Here is a 22,618-nt window from a genome sequence, read left to right on the forward strand (position 1 = left end):
ACACTCTAAAAGTAACCGAGGAACGTTCTTGTGCATTATCCCCATCGCAAGCAACAGACCGGTATCGGTCTGGCAGCGAGCCTCGCTGCGTCACTCACACTGTTTACCGCTACCGTTGAATCTGCCGACCTGGACGATCTGAACCGACAGGCAGTTGATCGGGTTGAGCAAACCAGCAAAGCGGAGCGAACCGTTGCCGGACTGGACAAAGAGAGTCGGCAATTGGTTGCTGAATACCAGCAGTTGCTGATGGAAGCCAAGCAACTGTCGGCCTACAACAAACTCGTTTCAACACAGGTTGCCAACCAGGAAAAGGATATCAACACCCTGGAGCAGAACGTTGATAACTCACGCGGACTTGAGCAACGGCTGCTCCCCATAGTGACCGATATGATTTCAAGCCTGGAAGACTTTGTCTCCCTGGACAAACCGTTCCTGGTTGAAGATCGCAGACGCGCAGTGGCTGCACTGCAGGACAGTCTCGAAGACCCCGCCGACTCCCTGGCCGTCACCCTCCGACGAGTACTGGAGACCTACCAGACTGAGCTGGATTATGGCCGGAACATCGAATCCTGGCGGGAACAACTGGCTACCGGTGACAACAGCCGGGAAGTGGATATGTTGCGTATTGGCCGCCTCACGCTGCTTTACCGCTCACTGGACCGGAAGGAGCTGGGCATCTGGAATCCGGACGCCGGGGAATGGCAGCGGCTGGCGGCGAATGAATGGAATCGCGCCTTTGACCAGGCCAACAAAATTGCTCGTAAACAGGCAGCGCCCGATCTGCTCACCGTGCCGGTTTTTACCGCCAGTAGCGACTTTGACAACGGAGGTCTGAAACCATGAAGTCTTCCTTTCTGACCTGCATCCTTGTCGGAATCTCCTTCCTGGCTTGCAATACACAGGCGCAGGAGCGCCCCCTGTCTCTGGACCAGTTGTTACAGCAAGTCAGGGCTGCCGCCACCGAAGATCGCTCGGAACAGCAGGCGCGCATTGAACGGTTCGTCCAGCAAAGGGATGAACAGGCAGCTCGGCTTGCCGCCCTGAAGCAGAAAGTAGCGGATGCCCGTGAACAGAGCAAACACCTTGAACAACGGTTCGAGGACAATCAGGAAAGCCTGACTGAACTGAGGCAGACCCGGGATGAAGCGCTCGGTGACCTGCAGGAACTGTTCGGGGTGCTCGCCAATTCCGCCGGCCAGATCCGGGCCACCCTGAAAGATTCCCCAACCCATCTCCAGTTTCCGGAAAGGGATGCTTTTCTGGCGGGTTTTATCAGTTCACTGGAAACCAACTCTGGCCTTCCGGACGTGAAGGACATTCGCCGGTTCTGGCTTGAATTGCACCAGGAGCTGGCGGCATCCGGCCAGGCCCGGAGTTTCGATGCGGAGGTCACCTCACTTTCCGGGGCCACGGAAGCAAAACAGGTCACCCGGTTTGGCACTTTCAACGTCGTCAGCGAAGGCCAGTACCTGCAGTATCTTCCCGCCAGCACGACGTTGACCGAGCTGGCGCAACAGCCTGGCCGCCAATACCAGGTACCGGAGAACCCGGAAGATGCCTCTCAGCCAGTAACCGTCTCGCTGGACCCGACCCGCGGCCAATTGCTGGATATGCTCCTTCAGGTTCCGGACTTATCAGAGCGCATACGCCAGGGCGGCGTTGTTGGTTATGTCATTCTGGCGCTGGGTGCTATTGGCCTGTTACTGGCCCTGGAGCGCCTTGTCATTCTGGGACTCATGAGCGGCAGGGTGAACCGGCAGGCCCGTAATCCCGGAACACCGGGCAGCAATCCCCTGGGTCGAATTCTGAATGCCGCACGGGAGATGCGACGCACAGACCCGGAGTCCCTGGAAGTCGCGATGGGCGAGGCGCTTTTGCGTGAGCGGCCAGCCATTCACCGGGGCCTGGCGCTTATGAAGATTATTGCCACCGTTGCTCCCCTGCTGGGCCTGTTAGGCACCGTCGTCGGGATGATCCTTACCTTCCAGTCCATCACCCTGTTCGGAAATGGTGACCCGAAAATGATGGCCGGAGGTATTTCCCAGGCGCTGGTCACCACGGTTCTTGGCCTGGCAACGGCGATACCGGTTCTGCTGATGCACACCCTGGTCAGTGCTCGCGCCAGAAGTATCTGGCAAGTACTTGAAGAACAGGCGGCAGGGATTATTGCAGAAAACTTCCGGGCTGCTGATAAAGCGCCTCGAATCGATCGGGAGCCAGTTCCAGCGACTCAACCAGAGCTTGCCACATCATGAGTGCAACGCTGGAAACCCTGTTCATGGATATGGCCGCTTTTCTCGATCAGGGTGGCCCGGTCATGTGGCTGATTGCCCTGACCAGCGCCCTGCTCTGGGCGTTGCTGGCCGAACGCACTATCTATCTGTTCATTGCGTTTCCGCGCTTCCGGACGCAATTGGCGCAAGTGTGGCAACAGCTAACCCCGGCATCCGTCTGGGTAGAACAGAAACTGCGGGAGAGACTGGTTTCCATCACCCGCCAGCGACTTGAACGGAATCAGCCCGCGATCCGGGTATTGGTTGCCATATGCCCTCTGCTCGGCCTGCTGGGCACAGTCACCGGCATGCTCACGGTCTTTGATGTGCTGGCTTTCACGGGGACCGGCAATGCCAGAGCCATGGCTGACGGCGTGTCCCGCGCCACATTGCCCACATTGGCCGGCATGGTCGTCAGCCTCACCGGGCTGTTGGCCACCTTGCTTCTGACCAGACTGACCCAGCGCGCCGAACGGCAGGCGACGCACCTTCTCAGCGAATCTCCGGCAGTTCGCAGCCCCGACAACGCATATCAGGAGGTAGTAGCCCATGCGTAGATTTGCCTGGAATGATAACGAGCCGGCAGACGAGAGCACGATTGACGTCACACCCATGCTGGATGTGGTGTTCATTCTGCTGATTTTCTTTCTGGTAACCGCGTCATTCGTGCGTGAATCCGGCATTGAAGTGGAGCGGCCCGAGGCCACGACAGCCGAATCCCGGGACAATGCCGCCATTCTGATCGCCATTGATGACTCCGACGCGGTCTGGATAGACGGTCGACAAGTGGGCACGGACTCCATTACCGGCATCGTGGCCCGGTTGCATTCCGAAAACCCCAGGGGGGCGGTGGTCATACAAGCCGATGCGGAGGCCTCGACCCGGACACTTGTGGCCGCGATGGATGCCACCCGCCGGGCCGGCGTCGTGGATATAGCCCTGGCGACAAAGCGGTGATGGCTGCCATGAATACCCTGCACTCACCCATGATAGCGAAAGCCCTGAAACCCCGACGGCACCCGGCTTTCTGGTTGATGGCGTCGGCAATCGGTCTGTTGCTTGCCGCCACCCTCGTCACGGGCATAAGGCAGCTGGTCCTGATGGAAAACGTTGGTGACACCGGTACAAGCGAGCGGGTGTCACTGGATTTCGTGCGAATTCCGCCCGAGCCCCCGGTAAAGGAGCAACGGCAGAAACCGGAGCCGCCACCAAAGCCGAAGCCAACGCCCAAAACCCCGGACGTACCGGCGGTTGCCACGGATGCGCCCGCGCCCTCGCCGTTGCCCACGCCGGCCGTGCCCGCCATCGGTGGGCTGGCACTTGATGCCGGCGGCTTCAACCTCGGCGCACGGCAACAGGGCGAATTTCAGCCCCTGGCGAAAATTGCCCCCCGGTATCCGGAGCGAGCGCTGATGAGAGGCGTGGAAGGCAATTGCACGGTGGAATACACGGTCAGGAAAGATGGAACCGTGGCGGATATCCGGGTGATCGAATCCGCCTGCGATAGCTACCTGTTCGAAAAGCCTTCTCTGCAAGCCGCCGCCCGGTTTCGTTACCAGCCGCGGACGGCGGATGGTCAACCGGTGGCGGTTTCCGGAGTCCGCAACGTCTTCAAATTCCGTATAGAGGAACAGTAACGTGAAAACGCCCCTGTACTCCCTCGTATTTACCGTTGTTCTCGGGTTGTCACCGGCATCGTATGGCAATGCCATGCGGGAATCGGTCTACAACGCATTGGAGACCGTCAAAGCCCAGATTCAGGACGGCCAATACGCGCCCGCCAGCAAGCAATTGGGCGAAATGGGCCAGCAGAACAATCTGACTACCTATGAACGCTCCCAGGTACTCAACCTTCGCGGCTATCTGGCAATTCAACAACACGATTACCCGGCGGCCATTCGCCACTATCAAAGAATCATGGGCCTTGAAGAAGTACCGGAGGGACTACACCAGAGTGCCCGGCGCAACCTTGCCCAACTGCATTACCAGAATGGGGACTGGCAGCAGGCGCTGAATGTCCTGAGCGAAATGGCCCCGAGGGATGTGAGGAATGACTCCCAGCTCGCCATGTTGCAGGCCCACAGCCTTTACCAGCTTGAACGCTATCGGGAAGCGGCAACATCGCTTGAAGGCCTGGGTGACACCGACGCTTCCGAGCAGGTTCTTAATCTGCTACGCGCCTGCTATCAGCAACTGGATGACCATGGCAGCGCGATTGGCGTACTGGAAACCCTTGCCGAACGCTTCCCGAAAACGCAGTACCTCAAGGCCCTGGCAAGCCTGTACGGCCTTCAAGAGAACTACAAGCACCAGCTCGCCCTCATGGAAAGCCTGTACAGCGACCAACGCCTGGAATCCGAAGCGGAATGGCGCGCCCTGATCAGCCTGCACCTGCACCAGGGCCAGCCCCGTAAAGCGGCCCTACGGCTTCAGGAGGCCATCAATCTGCGTGTGATGCCCGCCTCTGACAAAAACAGATTCGAACTGGCCCAGGCCTGGATACAGGCCCATGAGCCTGATCAGGCGCTGGCGATTCTTGAGGATTTATCCAGCCAGACCCGCAATGGCGAAAGTGAATTGATGGCTGGTCGTCTGCTGTTGCAAAGCCAGAAATGGAACCGTGCAGCACGCTGGCTTCAGAAAGCCGTCGCCAAGAGCGGGTCGGATAATCCGGAAACCCTGCTCCTTCTGGGCATAGCCGAGATGCGCAGCGGCAATCACCCAAAAGCCAAAGATGCGTTGACCCGGGCCACCAGACACTCCAGCACTCAGGAACGAGCCGGTCAGTGGCTCGACTATATGAACCAGCTCACGGCAACCGATGCCACTGCCCTTGCCAGCCATTCATCCACCCGTTCTTTAAAAGAGGATAAGAGATGACCATTACCCGAAACGACCACGGCTTCCACCAAGACATGGAGCGTCTGGACGACACCCCGGACAACCGCTCCGGCAACCCGGATCTGGACAGCCGGGTTCGTCTGGACCGCCGCCGTTTTCTACGGGGCAGCCTGGCCACCGCAGTTGCGTCTGTCTTTCTGCCCCCGGCCCATGTAATGGCCGGAAATACCCCATCGAAGGGCTTTTCAGGTGTGGCCAGCGGCAATATTCGCTTTCGCCCGGTGCCTGCTCAGACCAGCCCCGATTTTGACTCGGTGGTGGTGCCGGAAGGCTATGATGCACGCGCCTTCTTTTCCTGGGGTGACCCCGTGGTCCGTGGTGCCAAGGCCTGGCAATCTGACGCGTCCGATAGCTGGCAGGAACAGGCGCTGCAGGCCGGCCAGAACCACGATGGCATGGCCTATTTTCCATTCCCGGACGCCCCCGACAGTCATGGACTGCTGGTTATCAACCATGAGTACGTGAACCCCACCCTGCACCCGAACGGATTCAGCAGCCGGGAATTGGAAGATGGCTCCATCCAGCGGCCGGAGGCAGAAGTCCGCAAGGAGCAGATGGCCCATGGCGTCAGTGTGATCGAGGTGAAAAAGCAGGAAAACGAATGGCAGCTCGTCAGGGACTCCCGCTATGGTCGGCGCATTACCGCTCAATCACCAATGGATCTGACGGGCCCGGTCGCCGGATCGAACCTCCTCAGAACCGTGGATGATGCCACCGGCCAGAAGGTACTGGGCACCATCAATAACTGTTCCATGGGGCAGACCCCGTGGGGTACCTACCTGATATGCGAGGAAAACTGGAAGAACTATTTCGTAAACCGAAACCCCGAAGATTTTACCAGCCGCCGCGAACATCACCGCTATGGTATTTCCCAGGCCCTCAACAGCAAGAACTACGCCTGGGATTCGGTCGATCCCCGGTTCAACGCCACCCCCGATGACAGCCAACCACACCATGGCCATGTCAACGAGCCGAACCGGTTCGGGTGGGTGGTCGAGTTCGATCCGTTCAACCCGGACTCTACCCCGAAGAAGCGCACCGCTCTCGGTCGATTGGTGCGGGAATGCGCGACAGTAACCCACGACGCGGATGGCCGTGTAGCCATCTACTCCGGCGACGACACCCGGGGCGAGTATATCTACAAATTCGTGCCCAAAGATCGCTACCGCCCTGTTAACGGCACCGCCAATGCAAACCTGTTGGATGAAGGCACCCTGTATGTGGCCGTTTTCCACCAGGACGGTAAAGGTGAGTGGCGCGCCCTGGAATTCGGTCATTTGGGGCTGACCCCACGTAACGGATTCCACAACCAGGCGGATGTTCTGGTCAATGCCAGGTCAGCCGCCGACATTGTCGGTGCAACGCCCATGGACAGGCCTGAGTGGGTAGCGGTTCACCCGGTTTCCCGCGACGTATACGTCACCCTGACCAACAACAAACACAGAGGCAACAAGCCCGACCAACCGGTGGATGCAGCCAACCCCCGCGAAACCAATCTCCACGGTCAGATTCTGCGATGGCGTGAAAACGATAACCGAGTGGATGCGACAGAGTTTACCTGGGAGATGTTCCTGCTGGCTGGCGATCAACCTTCAGCCGGATCGCCGGAGCACCTGACCGGAACCATCAAGGGCGACGTGTTCTCCTCCCCTGACGGCCTCTGGTTCGATCATCAGGGTCGCCTCTGGATTCAGACAGACTACGGTGACGACGAGCCCCGGAACGCCCACATGGGTACGAACCAGATGCTCTGCGCCGATCCGGAAACCAGACAGGTAAACCGCTTTCTCGTCGGTCCAAGGGGTTGCGAGGTGACGGGGGTAACCGCAACGCCCGACGGCAAGACCATGTGGGTCAATATCCAGCATCCGGAGCTGAGCTACCCCGCTTCGGACGGAAAAACCCGCGCCCGTTCAACCACAGTGTTGATAACCAAAACAGACGGGGGCGTTATTGGTACTTGATCTGTTGCGTTAAAGGTTGCGCCTGCCCAATTACTCCCGGGTCGTCCGCTCGGGAGCCCCCTCTCTTTGATGTTCCCCCCAGTCATCCGGAGAGAATACCGGGGCAGTCGACGGTGCCAGCGGCGGGCGTTCAAGAATGTGATCCGCCGCTTTCTCGCCGATCATGATGGTCGGTGCGTTGATGTTGCCGTTGGTCACCGTCGGCATGATCGACGAATCCACCACTCGCAGGGCTTCAATGCCATGAACCCGGCATTCGGAGTCGACCACCGCCATCGGATCCGAGCCCATCCGGCAACTGCCGCAGGGGTGATAGGCGGTTTCGGCGTTGTCCGCGACCCAGGCATCGATCTCGGAATCGGTCTGCACCTGGTCACCAGGCATCAGTTCCTCGCCTCGATACGGATCAAACGCCGGTTGCGCAAAGATTTCCCGGGTCAGCCGTATGCCAGCCCTGTACGCCTGCCTGTCTTCTTCCTCCTGCAGATAGTTGAAGCACATCCGCGGGGGCACCTGGGGGTCACTGGACGCCAACCTGACCCAACCACGGCTTTTCGGTTTGTTCGCCCCCAGGTGCGCCTGGAAACCATGCCCTTCGGCCGAACTGGAGCCGTCATAAGCAATGGCGCCAGCCAGAAAATGGAACTGCAGGTCGGGGTACTTGAGACCGGCCCGACTGCGGATGTAGCCGTTGGATTCAAAATGGTTAGTCGCGCCCAGACCGCTTTTGAAGAACAACCAGCGTGCGCCAATCAGGGCCTGCCCGAATGGATTCAGCCAGCTGTTAAGCGTGATCTTCTGTGTACAGGCCTGTTGAATCCAGACTTCCAGGTGGTCATGAAGGTTCTGGCCCACGCCCGGCAGATCGTGGACCGGCTCAATGCCCATTTCCCGCAAATGGTCGGCGGGCCCTATGCCCGACAACATCAGCAGTTTCGGTGAGTTGAAGGCACTGGCGCTGAGGATCACCTCACGACGCGCCTGCACAGTGATCAACTGGCCGCCGTGGCGGTATTCAACACCCGTCGCGCGCTTGCCCTCAAGTAATATCCTGGTGGTCAGCGCATGCATCCGGAGCTCAAGATTCTGCCGTGTCAGGGCGGGCTTGAGGTACGCATTGGCCGTGGAACAGCGCCTGCCATCGCGTACTGTCATGTCCATCCTGCAGAACCCCTCCTGGCGATATCCGTTGTAATCCTTGGTCTCGCCATACCCGGCCTGTCGTCCGGCCTGAATAAACGCGCGGTACAGCGGGTTTTTCATATTATTGCCGTTACAGACCCCGAGTGGCCCTCCGGTATCGCGGTAGTCATCGGAACCGTAAATGCAGTCTTCGGCGCGCCGGAAATACGGCAACACCTCTTCATAACTCCAGCCTTCCGCGCCTTGTTCAACCCACTCCTCGTAATCTCCGGCACACCCCCGCACATAGGCCATGCCGTTGATGGATGAGGATCCCCCAATGACCTTGCCCCGGGCCTGGTGAATTTTCCGGCCATTCAGCCCGGGTTCCGCCTCGGTATACAGCTCCCAGTCAAACTTGGGCTTGTTCAACGGAATCGAAAACGCCGTTGGCATCTGGATGAATACCGAGTTGTCTTTGCCGCCGTACTCCAGTACCAGTACCCGATACTGTCCATCTGCACTCAGACGATCCGCCAACACCGATCCCGCTGAGCCGGCCCCGACTATGACGTAGTCAAATACGTCCTCTGATTTCGAGTTATCCATGGCAACATTCCCCACCAATCAGTTTTCATCATTCCCCGCAGGCATGATGGTATCGCCGCCCGGCATTTCGCGTTGCGTGTGCAGGAAGTACAGGTGACGCTCATACTGATCAAGAATGTCCGCAATTACCTGCTCGCGGGAGTACCCGTAGAGGTCATAACCCTGACCGCCTTCTGTGAGGTGAACCTCCAGGCGGTAATAATGAGTATCGGATCGGGTTGCGCGGATCGAAAATGCTGGCATCTTGCATCTGGCGGGCCAGATGCCGTAGCTGAAATCCTGTTCGCCGCCCAGGTTAACGCGCAGGACGATGTGCTCATTGCCCTGCCCTCCTTCCTCAATATCCACAGCGAATCCTTGCTGTGAAAGGACCTGCTTGATCTCTTCCATCGCCGATTTTGCCACGTCTTCCAGGAAGCGACGGGATTGATTCAGAGTCGGGAAACTCACACTGCGAGTCAGGCGCTGCTGCCAGTTCAGGGCCGCGTTCTTTCCGGGGTCAGTCCGCCCCGACAGGTGCCCGGCCATGCTGCCGCGATGGCTGTCCTCCTTCAATCCCTCAAGCTGTAGCGCCTTGAACAGTCCGAGCATCATCAGAAACAGCACGAAGGCAAACGGCAAGCCCATGATCACCACCGTACTTTGCAGCGCGCTGAGCCCGCCAGCCATCAGCAACGCCACCGTCAACACCCCGATAATGGCGGCCCAAAGCACCCGCATCCAGCCCGGCGCATCGTGGTTGGGGTCACGGAGAATTGACGTAAGATTGGACAATACCAGCGAGCCGGAGTCGCCGGAGGTCACAAAGAACACAATCGCCAGAATGGTCACCACGATGGTGGTCAGACCCACCCAGGGAAAACTTTCCAGGAAAAGATAGATGGATGAACCGGGGTGTTCCATCGCCTCCTGGCCGAACCCCACCACGCCGCTGTCATTCATTACGAGGTCGATGGCGCTGTTTCCCATGATGGACATCCAGGCCATCATGAAGGCCAGTGGCAGGATCAGTGTGCCCGCCACAAACTGCCGGATGGTTCTGCCCCGTGAAATCCTCGCCAGAAAAAGACCGACGAATGGCCCCCAGGCAATCCACCAGGCCCAGAAAAACACCGTCCAGGCGTTCAACCAGTCTATAGGGGGATCAAAGGCATAGGTATTGAACGACATTGTGATGAAGCTGGAGAGATAGTCCCCCACATTCATGACCAGGGCGTTCAGGAGAAAAATCGTCTTGCCGCTGAACAAAATGAACAGCATCAGCAGCAGCGCCAGTGCCATGTTGAACTCGGAAAGACGGCGGATACCTTTGTCCACGCCGGTAAACGCCGAAATCGCCGAGAAAATAACAATCAAAATAGCCAATACAGTTTGGGTCAGCGTGCTCTCTGCTACGCCAAACATGTAGTTGAGACCGAAGTTCAGCTGAATGATCCCGATTCCGAGACTGGTGGCAACACCGAACACCGTACCCAGCACCGCGGCCGCATCAACGGTGTGGCCAATCGGGCCTTTGATGCGTTTGCCAAATATCGGATACAGGGTTGAGCGAATGGTAAGCGGCAGGCCGTGCCGGTAACTGAAAAAAGCGAGCGCCATGCCCACCAGGGTGTACACGCCCCAGCCAGACAGCCCCCAATGCAGGAAGGTGATTTCCATGGCGTGCCTGGCAGCCGCCACCGTCTCCGGATCTCCGGCCGGAGGCGCAAGGTACTGAGTAACCGGCTCCGCGATGCAGAAAAACAGCAAATCAATCCCGATACCGGCCGAGAACAGCATGGCCGCCCAGGTCAGCACGTTAAAATCCGGTTTGGAATGGGCCGGGCCCAGCCTTAACTTTCCGAACCGTGAGCAGCCAATGGCAATAACAAACACCAGATAGGCCACAACAGAGATAAAATAGAACCAGCCGAAGCTATCGGATATCCAGGCCAGCACACTATAGATAACGGTGCTCGACGACTCGGTAAACAGAATGGTCCACACCGCGAACACCACAATGGCCGCCGCTGAACCATAGAACACGATGGGATTCAGGCGATCTTGCCGATCAGCCCCGCTACTCTCTTCAGCCTCGTCCATCATACGTGCCTCCGTGGAGAAACGATTCAGGCAGGGTCACTGCCAGAATCGACGCCACTACCGCTCACGAAACTCTAAGGCCGGTACTGGCAGGAAATGGCGGTCATTGATATTACTTGGTATAGAAAGACAAACGGAGGGCGTCAAGGCAACGAGAGCATTGCACTCGTGCGATAACCAGAATTCACCGAGACCGGTGTGGTTTAAACAAGGAAAAAATTGGAGGCGCGGGTCGGAATCGAACCGGCGTACACGGAGTTGCAGTCCGCTGCATAACCACTCTGCCACCGCGCCGGGGAAAAGTCCGAGGAGTTTTAAGGACTTTCATGCTCTCAGGTGGGCTGTGAGAGACTGTGTTAAATTGGAGCGGGAAACGAGATTCGAACTCGCGACCCCAACCTTGGCAAGGTTGTGCTCTACCAACTGAGCTATTCCCGCTTGGTCAACGAGGGCGTATTCTACGGATTCGACCGATTGCGTCAACCACTTTTTTCAACTTTTTGTTTTACCTGGTTTTTATGAACAATAATTGAACAACATCGGGGAGCACTATGACGCCACCACCCTCATCCCGGACCGCCAGCCCTGTTCCCGGCGAGATCCTGACGGATGGTAGCCAACTGACGATTCAGGGGGACTGGGTACTTGGCCATTATCCTGAACTGAAGAATTTAGTTGCCCGACTCCAAACATCCGGGTCAGTTGAAGGTTGTAGCGGAAATCTCGCCAACCTTGGCCGGGTTGATACCGCCGGCGCCGCCCTGCTGGCGGAACTGCTGGGCGCAAAGGCACTCGCCGGCCTTGCGGACAGCACCCCCGGGCTTGCGGACGAAAGGCGCGCCCTGCTCCGGGCAGTCGCCAGGGCGATGGGCGACAGAAACGAGCCGCAACCTCCCGCCTACAACCCGGTGGTGGCTATGCTATCCACCCTCGGGCAGCGCGTTGAAGAGCTGTACGACCTGCTCCGGTTACTGCTCGCCTTTATTGGCGAGACTCTGGCGGCGCTTGCTTACAACCTTCCCCGCCCGCGACGCTGGCGGGTTACCGCGTTTGTGGCGGCAATTCAGGACACAGGGCTGAACGCACTCCCCATTGTTGCCCTGCTGACATTCCTGGTGGGGGCAGTGGTGGCGTTCCTGGGCGCCACGGTGCTGGAAGCGTTCGGTGCGACCATCTATACGGTTAACCTGGTGGCTTTCTCGTTCCTGCGGGAGTTCGGCGTACTGTTGGCCGCCATCCTCCTCGCCGGTAGAACCGCCAGTTCCTTTACCGCCCACCTCGGCGCCATGAAGGTCAACGAGGAACTGGATGCCATCCGCACCCTGGGACTCAGCCCCGTAGAATTGCTGGTGCTGCCCAGGGTCCTGGCCATGATGATCAGCCTGCCGTTGCTGACCTTCGTCGGTATGCTATCGGGGATGGCCGGCGGAGCAGCGGTGTGCGCCCTCGTGCTGGACATCTCCCCGACCCAGTTCCTCGCCATCGTCGAGCAGGACATTGCTCTCAAACACTTTCTTGTTGGCCTCGGCAAGGCGCCGGTCTTCGCCTTCCTGATCGCCGTTATTGGCTGCCTGGAAGGCTTCAAGGTCAGTGGCAGCGCACAATCGGTGGGCGAGCACACCACATCCAGCGTGGTGCAGTCCATTTTCATGGTGATTCTGCTGGATTCCATCGCTGCGCTATTCTTCATGGAAATGGGATGGTGAGCATGAGGCAGGAAAACTCAGCAATGGGCAACAGCCGCGAGAACACTCTGGTCGAAGTCCGGGGCCTGGAAAACCGGTTTGACTCCCATGTGGTCCACGATGGCCTCGATCTGGATATCCGGCGCGGGGAAATTCTTGGTGTCGTTGGCGGCTCAGGAACGGGTAAATCCGTACTGCTTCGCAGCATCGTTGGCCTGCATCGCCCCACCAGCGGTGAGATCCGGGTATTTGGCCAGGATCTGCACAGCTTACCGGACAGGGAGCGGGCCCGGATCGAACAGCGGTTTGGCATTCTGTTTCAGGGCGGAGCGTTGTTCACCTCACTCAATCTTCGGGAAAACATTGCCGTCCCGTTGATGGAACACGCCGGTCTCACCCGCCCCATGGCGGAACACCTGGCACAGATGAAGCTCGCCCTCGCGGGGTTGCCGCCAGAGGCGGCCCTGCAGTATCCGGCGGAATTGTCCGGCGGCATGGTCAAGCGCGCGGCCCTTGCCAGAGCCCTCGCGCTGGACCCGGAAATCCTGTTTCTGGATGAGCCCACCGCCGGGCTTGACCCCATTGGCGCCGCTGCGTTCGACGGGCTCATCAAAACCCTGAGGGATGCTCTGGGCCTGACGGTATTCATGGTTACCCACGACCTGGACACGCTATACAGCACCTGTGACCGGGTTGCCGTATTGTCACGGAAAAAAGTGCTGGTAGCCGATAGCCTTGAGGTGGTGGAAGCAACCGATGACGAATGGGTGCACGACTATTTCCACGGCCCCCGTGGCCGCGCCGCCGCACATTCAGCAACAGCCGGGATGCAGGAGCAGTAGAGTATGGAGCCAAAAGCTCACCATATTATTATCGGACTGTTTACGGTCATCATTGCCGCAGCAGCCCTGATATTTGCACTCTGGCTGGGAAAGTCCGCGACCGACCGGGAGTGGGCCTGGTACGAAATCGGCTTTGATCATCCCGTCAGTGGCCTGTCCAGGGGTAACCCGGTACAGTACAGCGGTGTCGAAGTTGGCGAAGTGGTGGACCTGTCCCTGGATTCTGAAAACCCCAGCCATGTGAGGGTGCTCATTCGTGTGGACGAGAACGTGAAAATCCGCGAAAACACCCGCGTCGGACTGGTGCTCGCCAATATCACCGGCAGCATGAGTGTGCGTTTCCAGGGCGGCACGACCGATAGCCCGGTACTGGAAGGCAGTCGCAGTGATCCGCCGCTGATCATGGCAGAACCCTCGGTGTTCACCTCCCTGCTGGATAACGGCGAGGCTCTGTTAAGTAAAGCCGAACGCCTCCTGACCAACGCCAATACTTTATTTTCGGAAGAGAACAGCGAGAACCTGACCCGTATCCTCCGCAACGCCCGGGTAGCCACGGACGGGCTGATGGACCGCCGGACAGAACTGGAACAATTGCTCGAACGGATGAACGACGCCAGCGTGCGGGCCGCCGAAGCTTCAGCGCGAGTATCCGCATTTGCCAACAACGCCGACCGGTTATTACAGAGCGAGGGCAAGAACACCCTCGAATCTCTCAACAGCGCCATTGCCTCGATCCAGACCACGGCAACCCGCATTGAACAGCTAACCGCCAGCAATGAAGGCGCACTGGATGAAGGCCTGCAGGGCCTGGGTGAGCTCTCGCCCGCTCTCCGCGAGCTGAGAAGCACGCTCCGCAACCTCAATCATTTCACCCGGCGCCTTGAAGATGATCCTTCCAGCACCATCTGGAACCGGGAAAACATTCAGGAGGCGCCGCAATGACTGTTCGCCATGCGCAAACCTTCACCGCCCTGGCAATGACAGCCATACTCGCCGGATGCACGGTATTCCCGGATTACGAAGCGCCGCGGGTCATGGATATCCCGACACCGGCTGCCGCCCAAAGCGATGGTAGCACCGAGTTCGATATAACCCTGAGAATTGACACGCCCCAGGCCACCGAACCCTTTGACAGTTCACGGATTCTGACCAAGCCCGCGCCCCACGAATACCAGATATACGGCGGTGTACGCTGGCGTGACACAGCGCCGGTTCTGTTACGGGAACTGATGATAGGAACATTCCGCCAGGAAGGACAACTTCAGGGCGTAGTGAATGAAACCAGCCCAACTGGCAGCGACGTCACCCTGGTCAGTGACCTGTATGGTTTTCACAGTGAAACAGGTGAAAACGGCGTTCAGGTGCTCGTTTCACTGTATGCCCAATTGATGAACAACCGCACAAGGCAGACCATCTGCACTGGCAACTTCAGGGTAACCGCGGACGCGACAGGTCCGGGGATAGATCAGGTAGTCGAGGCCTTTGGCCGTGGGGGCGAAAAACTGGGCCAGCAGCTACGCGACTGGCTCAGCGACTGCCTGGAAGCCTGATCAGGACTCCTGCCTGGGGAACAGATCCGGCCATGCCGCCTGCAGGTACAGGATCATTGACCAGAACGTCAGGCCAGCGGCTACGTAAAGCAGCCCTACCCCGATCCACGACCAGAGCTCGCCCGGAGGAAACGCCAGCAGCGTAATGATAGACACCATCTGTGCCGTGGTTTTTATCTTGCCGATGTAGGACACGGCGACACTGGCCCGGCTGCCTATCTCGGCCATCCACTCCCGCAGTGCGGATATGACGATTTCGCGGCCGATAATCACGGTAGCGGGAATCGTCAGGATCAGGCTGGCATGCTCCTCAATCAGCACCGTCAGGGCAACCGCCACCATCAGTTTGTCAGCCACCGGATCCAGGAACGCCCCGAAGGGGGTGCTTTGGTCGAGCTTTCTGGCCAGGTAACCATCGAGCCAGTCGGTGGCGCCAGCCAGGGCGAAAATAGCCGCGCTAACCAGATAGCTCCATTGCACCGGCAGGTAAAAAATCACCACAAAGACCGGGATCATCACAATGCGGGATAGCGTCAGTACGTTTGGTAAATTCATGCTGTCCTTACTCGTCGTGCAATGCTGCGTAGATGGTTTCCGCCAGTGATTTACTGATGCCCTGTACCTTGGCCATCTCATCGACGCTGGCTTTACGAAGTTCCTGTATGCCACCGAAGTAGCGAATGAGATCCCGCCGGCGCTTGGGTCCCACGCCCTCGATACCTTCCAGCGTCGATTGCCGGCGCTTCTTGTCCCGACGGGCACGGTGGCCGGTAATCGCAAAGCGATGGGACTCATCCCGGATGTGCTGAATCAGATGCAGCGCGGGTGAATCCGCCGGCACCCGAAAGACATCACCGGTCATGGCATCAATCAACTGCTCCATCCCGGCCCGGCGGGTGACACCCTTGGCCACACCAATCAGTGGAATATCGGAAATCCCCAGTTCATCAAAGACTTCCCGGGCAATATTCAACTGCCCCTTACCGCCATCAATAAACACCAGATCAGGGCGTTTGCCATCACCTGAAACCATTCGCCTGTAGCGGCGGGTCAGGACCTGGCGCATGGCGGCGTAGTCGTCCCCGGCGGTCACGCCTTCAATGTTATACAACCGGTAGTCACTCTTAAGCGGCCCATTTTCGTCGAAAACCACGCAAGATGCGACCGTGTTTTCGCCATGGCTGTGGCTGATGTCGAAACACTCCATTCGTGACGGCGTTTCAGCCAGTTCCAGCATGTCCCGCAATGCCAGTAATCGCCGATAGACGGTTTCCTTGCTGGCCAGATGGCTCAGCAGCGTCTGGCGGGCATTGGTCATGGCCAACTCCAGCCATTTACGCCGTTCGCCACGAACGTTGCGACGGATCCGGGTATCCCTGCCTGCAGTCTCGGTTAATGCCTGCGCCAGCAACGATTCCCCCTCGACCTCCACCGGCACCAGGATATCCTGGGGAATCTCCCTGCGGGTGCTGCCACCGAAATAGTACTGCCCCAGGAACGCGCTCAACAGTTCGCCTTCCGACTGTTCTATCGAGTAACGGGGGAAGTAGTCCTTGGTGCCGAGAACCCGGCCACCCCGGACAATAATCACCACAATGCAGACAACGCCTGCATCCTGGGAAATCGCAACCACGTCCGCATCGCCCCCCTCGCCGTCAACGGATTGCTGTTCCTGGACATGGCGAAGGTGGTTAATCTGATCACGATAGGCTGCTGCCTTCTCGAATTCCAGGTTCTGAGAGGCCTTCTCCATCGCTGCCATAAGATCATGGATGATGGCGGGATTTTTCCCTTCCAGAAACATGGTGGCGTGACGGATGTCCTCCCGGTAATCCTCCGGAGAGATATATTCCACACAGGGAGCTGTGCAGCGGTTGATCTGGTATTGAAGGCAGGGACGAGTTCGATTCCTGAAATAGCTTTCACTACAAGATCTTATGCGAAAAACCTTTTGCAGGATATTAAGGCTTTCCTTGACCGCGCCGGAACTGGGAAACGGCCCGAACCAGGTGCCGCCGCCTTTTTTCGTACGCCCCCGCCGAAACGTCAGTGACGGATAGTCGTCATGGGAAGACAGGTAAATGTACGGGTAAGACTTATCATCCCGAAGCAGAATATTGTAAGGCGGCCGAAGGGATTTGATGAGGTTCTGTTCCAGCAGCAGCGCTTCGGTCTCGCTACCGGTAATGGTGACCTCAATGGATGCAATTTTCGCCACCAGCGCTTCGGTTTTCGGCGCCAGGCCAGACTTGCGGAAGTAGCTCCCCACCCGCTTCCGGAGATTGCGCGCCTTGCCCACATACAGGACCGAGCCGCCCTCATCGTACATGCGATATACGCCAGGACGCTCAGTAAGCTGTTTCAGAAAATTTCTGGAGTCGAATTCAGACCTTGTCGGCATCGAGCAACCCGAGCCGTACCGCCATCAAAGCGAGCTCAACGTCACTGGAAATTTCCAGCTTCTCGAATATCCGGTAACGGTAACTGTTGACGGTTTTGGGGCTGAGGCAAAGCTTGTCGGAAATGTCCTGAACTTTCTGGCAATCCACCACCATCATGGCGATTTGCATTTCCCGTTCCGACAAGCGGTCAAACAATGACAGATCGCCATCTTCGCCGTTGGGGTCGCCCCCCAGCTGCTTGAGCGCCATTTTCTGGGCAATCTCGGGACTGATGTAGCGCTGGCCGGAATGGGCCATCCGGATCGCACGTACCATTTCCTTGATATCAGCGCCCTTGGTGATATAGGCCGATGCGCCACTCTGCATCACCCGGGTGGGATAGGGGTCGTCGGCGCAGGCCGTTACCACAATGACCCGAATGGTATCGTCAATGCGCAGAATCCGGCGAGTAGCCTCGAGGCCGCCAATACCGGGCATGCGAATGTCCATCAGGACAATGTCCGGCGTTTGCTTGCGCACACATTCAATGGCGTCCTCACCGGAGGAGGCCTGGCCGATGACGTCAATATCGGGGTTATCCGCCAGCATCCGGGTAATCCCGGAACGCACCAGCTCATGGTCATCAACAACCAATACCCTGATCAAAACTCACCTCGCACACGGCTTCTGGTAAAAACAGCGGGATTGTACCGTTTATAAGAACCCCGGGGTAGGTGTTCTCGCGGATCGACGAAACATGAATGAGCGTTCAAGCGGGAACACCCAATCCGGCAGTATTCTCAACCGGATCAAACCACACCACCAGATCCCCCCGCTTCACGGCCGCTTTTACCCGGTCTCGCTCAGCCATTGGGTTTTCGGTTTCATTCAGGCCGTGATAACGGGTGCAATATTCATCCACTAGCCCGTCTACCTGATCATCGGAGAGCAGCTCCGTATCAACCACGAACTTTTCCTGCCTGGGGTCGGCCTCAGGTTGCTGGCTGGCGTCGTCGATCATCATTCCTCCGTTTCAGTGACTTATCATAAGGCCTGGGGAGGTATCGGTGAAGTGGTGTTACTGTTAAGTTATGCGAAACCTTGCAATTAATTGTCGCATTGACAGCGACTCCTGACGGAGCGCCTCACTGATTTCCCGGGTAATGTCCACACTACTGCTCAGCGCACCAGCACTGTCGTCCAGTGCGGCAGAGCGCCTGCCAACCCGTTCGATTTCACCCCGCTGATGGCTGACTGCAGCGTTGATTTCCCCTGTCCGGGTTTGCAGCGCCTCAAAACGTGCGCCAAGCTCGATCAGGTGATCTTTCAGAGCGTTGAGGTTGTTGCGATTGCTCGCCCCGGCTTCGCTCATCTCCTCGAGTAGCCCATCGACATTGCCAACCCCCTGGACCAGATCATGGACCCATTGACGGATTTCCGCTGTCGAATCCGCTGTGCGCCGGGACAGTGTCCGGACTTCATCAGCCACCACCGCAAAGCCCCGGCCGTGCTCTCCCGCCCTGGCAGCCTCAATGGCTGCATTGAGTGCCAGCAGGTTGGTCTGTTCGGCGATATCGGCAATCACCCCGATAACCTGTTCGATCCTGGAGGTAGAGCCGCCAAGGGCCTGAATGGCAGCCGAGACACGACCAATGACTTCGTTGGCGTGTTCGGCGCCCCGCTCGCTGTTGCGTAGACCGCTGTGCACTTCATCGTTGGCGGATGAAGCCTCGCGCACAGTATCAGCGGCATTGGCCGAGGCCGCCTCTATGGCGGTCGCCTGATCGGCGATGACTGCCATGGACTGGCTGACGTCCCTTATCTGGGTGCGGGTGCGGTCGGAAGACTTCTGGACCTCCTCCGCCTGGGTATCCAGGGATGCCGAGCGATGGTCCAGGGTACGGGAAGCCTCCCGGATGTCGCCGATAAAACCGTTGAAGCGACTGACCAGACCACCCAGCGCGACACTTTTATTGCAGAGGAACAGAGCGCCATTGCCCTCCATTGCGGCGGGCAAAGTGACCTGCATTATGATTCAGCAGTCAGAGTGGCTGATGGAACTAGCCCGCACTCCCTTCGAGATTGGCCACCAGCCGTGAATCTTCCAGTGCGGCTGTCCGATGCTTTACGACACCCTTGTACTCAGGGCTCTCGATCATCGCCATGAATGCATCCACGGATGGGTACCGAACCAGCAGAACCTGATCCCAGGACTCGTCGGGGGGCGCAATCAGGGAACCGACGCTCCGCCCGGACCAGATCACCTCCGCACCGACGGCCCGCACACAGGCTGCCGCTTCCTGCATGTAGAGTGAGTAGGCTTCACGCCCGGACCGGTCCGAAGCCTCATCCTTATACTGGGCGCGATCACGAAACCGTAACAGGTTAAGCATAACGACCGGATGATCTTTGGGGGTATTCGCCAGAACTTTCTGAAGCTGTTCGGGAGTCGGATTAACGGTTTCCATGGGTTTCCTTGGTCTATCAGGCTCTGAACGTTCGTTATATTTTGGATATGTGCCCGTAACTATAGCGCAGCATGCCCCCAGGTCACCAAGACCTTTCAATTACATTTCATTCAACCTGGACCAACCTCCCATGCTTCAGCCCGAGCCCTGGCGTCAAGACAAGTCCCTGACCAAAACTTGGTCGATACCGACCCTGAGCGTATTATACAAGCCAACCTGCTCCCCTAAGCCCTTTGTGCAATTCCCTTTTTCGGCTCGAAACAGGATCCTGTGCCAGTGATTACCCTCTTCATCCCCACCCACATCCGTCCACAGTAACGCTATGACACTTCTCGATATTTTCTATCAAACCCTGGAAACCACCCTGCCGGTATTCGCCATGGTCTTTATCGGCCTGGGCCTGAAGCGCATTGGATGGATCAACGATGATTTCGTTAATACCGCTTCCGCGCTGGTGTTCAAGGCGACCCTGCCAACCCTGGTGTTCCTCAGCATTGTCCGGGCGGATCTGGAAACGGCGCTGAATGTCCACCTGCTGATATTCTTCCTGGCAGCAACCCTGGCGAGTTTCGCCCTGGCATGGGGCTGGGCTGTCTGGCGGGTGCCCGGGGAAGACCGCGGCGTGTATGTGCAGGGAGCGTTTCGCGGCAACTGCGGCATTGTGGGCCTTGCGCTGGCAGCAAGCCTCTACGGCGACTACGGGCTGTCCGCCGGAGGTATATTGCTCGGGCTGGTGATTATCTCCTACAACGCCTTATCGGTAATCGTCCTGCTGGCCTATCAACCGGGCAAGTCCGCCAGCTGGCGTCGAATTCTCAGCGATATTGTCCGCAATCCATTGATTATCTCGGTCTTCCTGGCCATCCCGTTCGCCTGGTGGAAGGTGTCTTTCCCGACCTGGGTCATGACCAGCGGCGACTACTTCGCATCTCTCACTTTACCGCTTGCCCTGCTTTGCATAGGCGCAACCGTCTCCCTCAGCGCTATTCGCAGTGACAGCCGCACTGCCATCAGTTCCAGTGTTATGAAGATGGTGGCCCTTCCTGCCCTGTGCACCGGCGCCGCCTGGCTGTCGGGTTTTCGGGATGCCGAACTCGGACTGATGTTTCTGTTCTTCGCCAGTCCCACCGCAGCCGCCAGTTTTGTTATGGTCAAGGCGCTGGGCGGCAATGACCGACTGGCCGCCAATATCATTGCGCTAACCACCCTGATGGCGAGCGTAACCGTAACGGTCGGAGTTTTCCTGTTGCGAAGCCAGGGCGTCATATGACGCGACAACGTGAACCAGTGCCATTCTCACCACACAACCCAGAGGCGATTTATGCAGCAGGAAAAGCCCTATTCACAGGCGTGTGAAAACAACAAACCCTTTATTCTGGAGAAGCTGACCCTGATCTTCCACACGCCCGCCACTATCCTTGAGGTGGGCACGGGAACCGGGCAGCATGCGGTGCACTTTGCCGGTCATTTACCGCACCTGACCTGGCAGCCCAGTGACCATCCGGACAACTACCAGCTTTGCCAGCCCTGGCTTGAGGACTGCCGGCTCGGCAACATCCTGGCGCCGGTGGCGCTGGACGTTGGTGAAGTGGACTGGCCAGTACCTGAGATCCATGGCGCGTTTTCCGCCAATACCGCCCACATCATGGCCTGGGAGGAAGTCCAGGCCATGTTCTCAGGCCTGGGCCAACGGTTGCCGGAAAACGGCGCTTTCTGCCTGTACGGCCCGTTCAACTATAACGGGACCTACACCAGTGACAGCAACCGACAATTCGACCAGTATCTCAGGGCCCGCAATGCCCGTATGGGGATTCGTCACATTGAAGACATGGAAGCAATGGCTGGCGACAATGACCTGTTTCTGGAAAGCGATTTCGAGATGCCCGCCAACAACCGTTTGCTGGTCTGGCGCAAACGCTGATTAGCGCATGTCAGTCAGGAGGTCAAAGCCCCGACGGCACCCATCCAGGTAACTGCCACCCAAAAGGTTGTAGTGGTTCAGGTAATGATAGAGATTGTAGATCTCCTTCTTCAGCGGGTAATCCGTGCTACGGAGCCATACGGAGTCGTATGCGGCGTAGAATGCCGCGCCAAACCCGCCAAACATTTCTGTCATCGCCACATCTGCTTCCCGGTCCCCAAAGTACACCGCCGGGTCGATCAGCCAGGGTGTGTGGCCTTCAAACAGCGCATTACCACCCCACAGGTCACCGTGTAACAGACTGGGCTGTTCGCAACGGGCGTCCAGCCAGCTCTCCAGCGCACTCGCGCTTCTGTCCAGAATAGCCTGGAATTCACGACGCACTCCCGCATTGCGGATCAGCGCCACCTGGCAGCCAAGCCGGTTGTTTACAAAGAAATACCCCCAATTCCTGAACCTGCCATTCACCTGTGGAGACAGGCCAATGTAGTTGTCAGCCTCAAGACCATAGAACGGCTGCACCACCCGATGCAGGGTCGCAAGCCCCTCCCCCAGTTTTGCCAGAGCATCATCCGAGGAAGATCCTGCAGCGATGGCTTCCATCTCCAGCACCGATTCGTCGACGTAATACACCTCTGGCACGCAAATCGTCTCAGCCTGGTTGGCATTCAGCAGTTCCGACCGCAGCAATGCCAGCCCCTCTGCTTCACGGATCAGCGCATTCGGATACCCGGAGTGATTGTGTTTACGGTAAGTCGCCATTTCCCTCATTTCCGCGCTTGAGCTTTCCTGGCCAGGGCTTGTACATTGATAATTA

22 protein-coding genes and 2 tRNA genes are annotated in these 22,618 nt (G+C 58.1%); 13 read left to right on the forward strand and 11 right to left on the reverse strand.

The genetic code is table 11. The annotated features are described in order from the left end of the window. Window positions 1-30 precede the first annotated feature (30 nt). From ACJO3M_RS07110 to ACJO3M_RS07140, 7 genes are read left to right on the forward strand one after another with little or no spacing between them, the layout of a single operon-like run. The gene (locus tag ACJO3M_RS07110; protein WP_407000682.1) at window positions 31-846 is read left to right on the forward strand and encodes a DUF3450 domain-containing protein; all 816 of its coding nucleotides are present in this window, start codon (window positions 31-33) and stop codon (window positions 844-846) included. Beyond that, window positions 843-2,258, forward strand: coding sequence for a MotA/TolQ/ExbB proton channel family protein (locus ACJO3M_RS07115; protein WP_407000683.1), 1,416 nt, complete (start codon window positions 843-845; stop codon window positions 2,256-2,258). The genes ACJO3M_RS07110 and ACJO3M_RS07115 overlap by 4 nt, the downstream gene beginning before the upstream one ends. Beyond that, window positions 2,255-2,833 (forward strand): MotA/TolQ/ExbB proton channel family protein, encoded by a 579-nt coding sequence (locus tag ACJO3M_RS07120; RefSeq protein WP_407000684.1) that lies wholly within the window; start codon window positions 2,255-2,257, stop codon window positions 2,831-2,833. Before ACJO3M_RS07115 ends, ACJO3M_RS07120 begins: the two co-directional genes overlap by 4 nt. Next, the gene (locus tag ACJO3M_RS07125; protein WP_407000685.1) at window positions 2,826-3,233 is read left to right on the forward strand and encodes an ExbD/TolR family protein; all 408 of its coding nucleotides are present in this window, start codon (window positions 2,826-2,828) and stop codon (window positions 3,231-3,233) included. Before ACJO3M_RS07120 ends, ACJO3M_RS07125 begins: the two co-directional genes overlap by 8 nt. An 8-nt stretch (window positions 3,234-3,241) precedes the next feature. Then, on the forward strand, window positions 3,242-3,913 hold the full coding sequence (locus ACJO3M_RS07130; protein ID WP_407000686.1) for an energy transducer TonB: 672 nt from the start codon (window positions 3,242-3,244) through the stop codon (window positions 3,911-3,913). 1 nt (window position 3,914) lies between these two features. Further along, window positions 3,915-5,156, forward strand: coding sequence for a tetratricopeptide repeat protein (locus ACJO3M_RS07135; protein ID WP_407000687.1), 1,242 nt, complete (start codon window positions 3,915-3,917; stop codon window positions 5,154-5,156). A 2-nt stretch (window positions 5,157-5,158) separates the two neighbouring features. After that, window positions 5,159-7,141: a PhoX family protein gene (locus ACJO3M_RS07140; protein WP_407000926.1), complete on the forward strand. Its 1,983-nt coding sequence runs from the start codon at window positions 5,159-5,161 to the stop codon at window positions 7,139-7,141. 30 nt (window positions 7,142-7,171) lie between these two features. Here ACJO3M_RS07140 and betA read toward each other — a convergent pair whose 3' ends face one another. The 4 genes from betA to ACJO3M_RS07160 all read right to left on the reverse strand — a co-directional run bounded on the left by betA (window position 7,172) and on the right by ACJO3M_RS07160 (window position 11,392). Continuing rightward, window positions 7,172-8,872: a choline dehydrogenase gene (betA, locus tag ACJO3M_RS07145; RefSeq protein WP_407000688.1), complete on the reverse strand. Its 1,701-nt coding sequence runs from the start codon at window positions 8,870-8,872 to the stop codon at window positions 7,172-7,174. 18 nt (window positions 8,873-8,890) lie between these two features. Continuing rightward, on the reverse strand, window positions 8,891-10,954 hold the full coding sequence (gene betT / locus ACJO3M_RS07150) for a choline BCCT transporter BetT (RefSeq protein WP_407000927.1): 2,064 nt from the start codon (window positions 10,952-10,954) through the stop codon (window positions 8,891-8,893). A gap of 220 nt (window positions 10,955-11,174) precedes the next feature. After that, window positions 11,175-11,248: transfer RNA gene (locus ACJO3M_RS07155), tRNA-Cys, on the reverse strand. Between the two features lie 68 nt (window positions 11,249-11,316). Beyond that, window positions 11,317-11,392 (reverse strand) — tRNA-Gly (locus ACJO3M_RS07160). Between the two features lie 113 nt (window positions 11,393-11,505). On the opposite strand from ACJO3M_RS07160, the gene ACJO3M_RS07165 reads away from it, so the two are divergent. The 4 genes from ACJO3M_RS07165 to ACJO3M_RS07180 are packed head-to-tail and all read left to right on the forward strand — an operon-like array spanning window position 11,506 to window position 15,031. After that, a complete protein-coding gene (locus tag ACJO3M_RS07165) occupies window positions 11,506-12,660 on the forward strand; it encodes an MlaE family ABC transporter permease (protein ID WP_407000690.1) in 1,155 nt (384 codons plus the stop codon). A gap of 23 nt (window positions 12,661-12,683) precedes the next feature. After that, window positions 12,684-13,481 carry an ABC transporter ATP-binding protein gene (locus tag ACJO3M_RS07170; RefSeq protein WP_407000691.1) on the forward strand — a complete coding sequence of 266 codons (798 nt, stop codon included), beginning with the start codon at window positions 12,684-12,686 and terminating at the stop codon, window positions 13,479-13,481. A gap of 3 nt (window positions 13,482-13,484) precedes the next feature. Further along, window positions 13,485-14,423: an MlaD family protein gene (locus tag ACJO3M_RS07175; protein WP_407000692.1), complete on the forward strand. Its 939-nt coding sequence runs from the start codon at window positions 13,485-13,487 to the stop codon at window positions 14,421-14,423. Further along, a complete protein-coding gene (locus ACJO3M_RS07180; RefSeq protein WP_407000693.1) occupies window positions 14,420-15,031 on the forward strand; it encodes an ABC-type transport auxiliary lipoprotein family protein in 612 nt (203 codons plus the stop codon). The genes ACJO3M_RS07175 and ACJO3M_RS07180 overlap by 4 nt, the downstream gene beginning before the upstream one ends. Here ACJO3M_RS07180 and pgsA read toward each other — a convergent pair whose 3' ends face one another. The 6 genes from pgsA to ACJO3M_RS07210 all read right to left on the reverse strand — a co-directional run bounded on the left by pgsA (window position 15,032) and on the right by ACJO3M_RS07210 (window position 19,880). Beyond that, window positions 15,032-15,586 (reverse strand): CDP-diacylglycerol--glycerol-3-phosphate 3-phosphatidyltransferase, encoded by a 555-nt coding sequence (pgsA, locus tag ACJO3M_RS07185; RefSeq protein WP_407000694.1) that lies wholly within the window; start codon window positions 15,584-15,586, stop codon window positions 15,032-15,034. A gap of 7 nt (window positions 15,587-15,593) precedes the next feature. Beyond that, the gene (uvrC, locus tag ACJO3M_RS07190; RefSeq protein ID WP_407000695.1) at window positions 15,594-17,432 is read right to left on the reverse strand and encodes an excinuclease ABC subunit UvrC; all 1,839 of its coding nucleotides are present in this window, start codon (window positions 17,430-17,432) and stop codon (window positions 15,594-15,596) included. After that, window positions 17,416-18,078 (reverse strand): UvrY/SirA/GacA family response regulator transcription factor, encoded by a 663-nt coding sequence (uvrY, locus tag ACJO3M_RS07195; RefSeq protein ID WP_407000696.1) that lies wholly within the window; start codon window positions 18,076-18,078, stop codon window positions 17,416-17,418. Before uvrY ends, uvrC begins: the two co-directional genes overlap by 17 nt. A gap of 103 nt (window positions 18,079-18,181) precedes the next feature. Next, a complete protein-coding gene (locus tag ACJO3M_RS07200) occupies window positions 18,182-18,433 on the reverse strand; it encodes a YheU family protein (RefSeq protein ID WP_407000697.1) in 252 nt (83 codons plus the stop codon). 63 nt (window positions 18,434-18,496) lie between these two features. Continuing rightward, the gene (locus ACJO3M_RS07205) at window positions 18,497-19,441 is read right to left on the reverse strand and encodes a methyl-accepting chemotaxis protein (RefSeq protein WP_407000698.1); all 945 of its coding nucleotides are present in this window, start codon (window positions 19,439-19,441) and stop codon (window positions 18,497-18,499) included. 31 nt (window positions 19,442-19,472) lie between these two features. After that, window positions 19,473-19,880 (reverse strand): DUF1330 domain-containing protein, encoded by a 408-nt coding sequence (locus ACJO3M_RS07210; RefSeq protein WP_407000699.1) that lies wholly within the window; start codon window positions 19,878-19,880, stop codon window positions 19,473-19,475. Window positions 19,881-20,202: 322 nt separating this feature from the next. Between ACJO3M_RS07210 and ACJO3M_RS07215 the strand changes: the two genes are divergently transcribed. Continuing rightward, window positions 20,203-21,150, forward strand: coding sequence for an AEC family transporter (locus ACJO3M_RS07215; RefSeq protein ID WP_407000700.1), 948 nt, complete (start codon window positions 20,203-20,205; stop codon window positions 21,148-21,150). A gap of 51 nt (window positions 21,151-21,201) precedes the next feature. Further along, window positions 21,202-21,801: a DUF938 domain-containing protein gene (locus tag ACJO3M_RS07220; protein ID WP_407000701.1), complete on the forward strand. Its 600-nt coding sequence runs from the start codon at window positions 21,202-21,204 to the stop codon at window positions 21,799-21,801. On the opposite strand, the gene ACJO3M_RS07225 is transcribed toward ACJO3M_RS07220, so the two are convergent. Further along, window positions 21,802-22,563 carry a fructosamine kinase family protein gene (locus ACJO3M_RS07225; protein ID WP_407000702.1) on the reverse strand — a complete coding sequence of 254 codons (762 nt, stop codon included), beginning with the start codon at window positions 22,561-22,563 and terminating at the stop codon, window positions 21,802-21,804. Between the last annotated feature and the right edge of the window lie 55 nt (window positions 22,564-22,618).

Source organism: Marinobacter alkalisoli (assembly GCF_045449795.1).
In the GTDB taxonomy this organism is placed as follows: Bacteria; Pseudomonadota; Gammaproteobacteria; order Pseudomonadales; family Oleiphilaceae; genus Marinobacter.

Excerpts from the sequence above, each read along its gene's own strand:
- ACJO3M_RS07225 (WP_407000702.1), bottom strand. The coding sequence starts at position 22,563 with ATGGCGACTTACCGTAAACACAATCACTCCGGGTATCCGAATGCGCTG.
- ACJO3M_RS07210 (WP_407000699.1), bottom strand. The coding sequence starts at position 19,880 with ATGGAAACCGTTAATCCGACTCCCGAACAGCTTCAGAAAGTTCTGGCG.
- ACJO3M_RS07125 (WP_407000685.1), top strand. The coding sequence starts at position 2,826 with ATGCGTAGATTTGCCTGGAATGATAACGAGCCGGCAGACGAGAGCACG.
- betT (WP_407000927.1), bottom strand. The coding sequence starts at position 10,954 with ATGGACGAGGCTGAAGAGAGTAGCGGGGCTGATCGGCAAGATCGCCTG.
- ACJO3M_RS07115 (WP_407000683.1), top strand. The coding sequence starts at position 843 with ATGAAGTCTTCCTTTCTGACCTGCATCCTTGTCGGAATCTCCTTCCTG.
- ACJO3M_RS07205 (WP_407000698.1), bottom strand. The coding sequence starts at position 19,441 with ATGCAGGTCACTTTGCCCGCCGCAATGGAGGGCAATGGCGCTCTGTTC.
- uvrC (WP_407000695.1), bottom strand. The coding sequence starts at position 17,432 with ATGCCGACAAGGTCTGAATTCGACTCCAGAAATTTTCTGAAACAGCTT.
- ACJO3M_RS07120 (WP_407000684.1), top strand. The coding sequence starts at position 2,255 with ATGAGTGCAACGCTGGAAACCCTGTTCATGGATATGGCCGCTTTTCTC.
- ACJO3M_RS07220 (WP_407000701.1), top strand. The coding sequence starts at position 21,202 with ATGCAGCAGGAAAAGCCCTATTCACAGGCGTGTGAAAACAACAAACCC.
- ACJO3M_RS07130 (WP_407000686.1), top strand. The coding sequence starts at position 3,242 with ATGAATACCCTGCACTCACCCATGATAGCGAAAGCCCTGAAACCCCGA.
- ACJO3M_RS07165 (WP_407000690.1), top strand. The coding sequence starts at position 11,506 with ATGACGCCACCACCCTCATCCCGGACCGCCAGCCCTGTTCCCGGCGAG.
- betA (WP_407000688.1), bottom strand. The coding sequence starts at position 8,872 with ATGGATAACTCGAAATCAGAGGACGTATTTGACTACGTCATAGTCGGG.
- ACJO3M_RS07175 (WP_407000692.1), top strand. The coding sequence starts at position 13,485 with ATGGAGCCAAAAGCTCACCATATTATTATCGGACTGTTTACGGTCATC.
- ACJO3M_RS07170 (WP_407000691.1), top strand. The coding sequence starts at position 12,684 with ATGGGCAACAGCCGCGAGAACACTCTGGTCGAAGTCCGGGGCCTGGAA.
- pgsA (WP_407000694.1), bottom strand. The coding sequence starts at position 15,586 with ATGAATTTACCAAACGTACTGACGCTATCCCGCATTGTGATGATCCCG.
- ACJO3M_RS07180 (WP_407000693.1), top strand. The coding sequence starts at position 14,420 with ATGACTGTTCGCCATGCGCAAACCTTCACCGCCCTGGCAATGACAGCC.
- ACJO3M_RS07215 (WP_407000700.1), top strand. The coding sequence starts at position 20,203 with ATGACACTTCTCGATATTTTCTATCAAACCCTGGAAACCACCCTGCCG.
- ACJO3M_RS07200 (WP_407000697.1), bottom strand. The coding sequence starts at position 18,433 with ATGATCGACGACGCCAGCCAGCAACCTGAGGCCGACCCCAGGCAGGAA.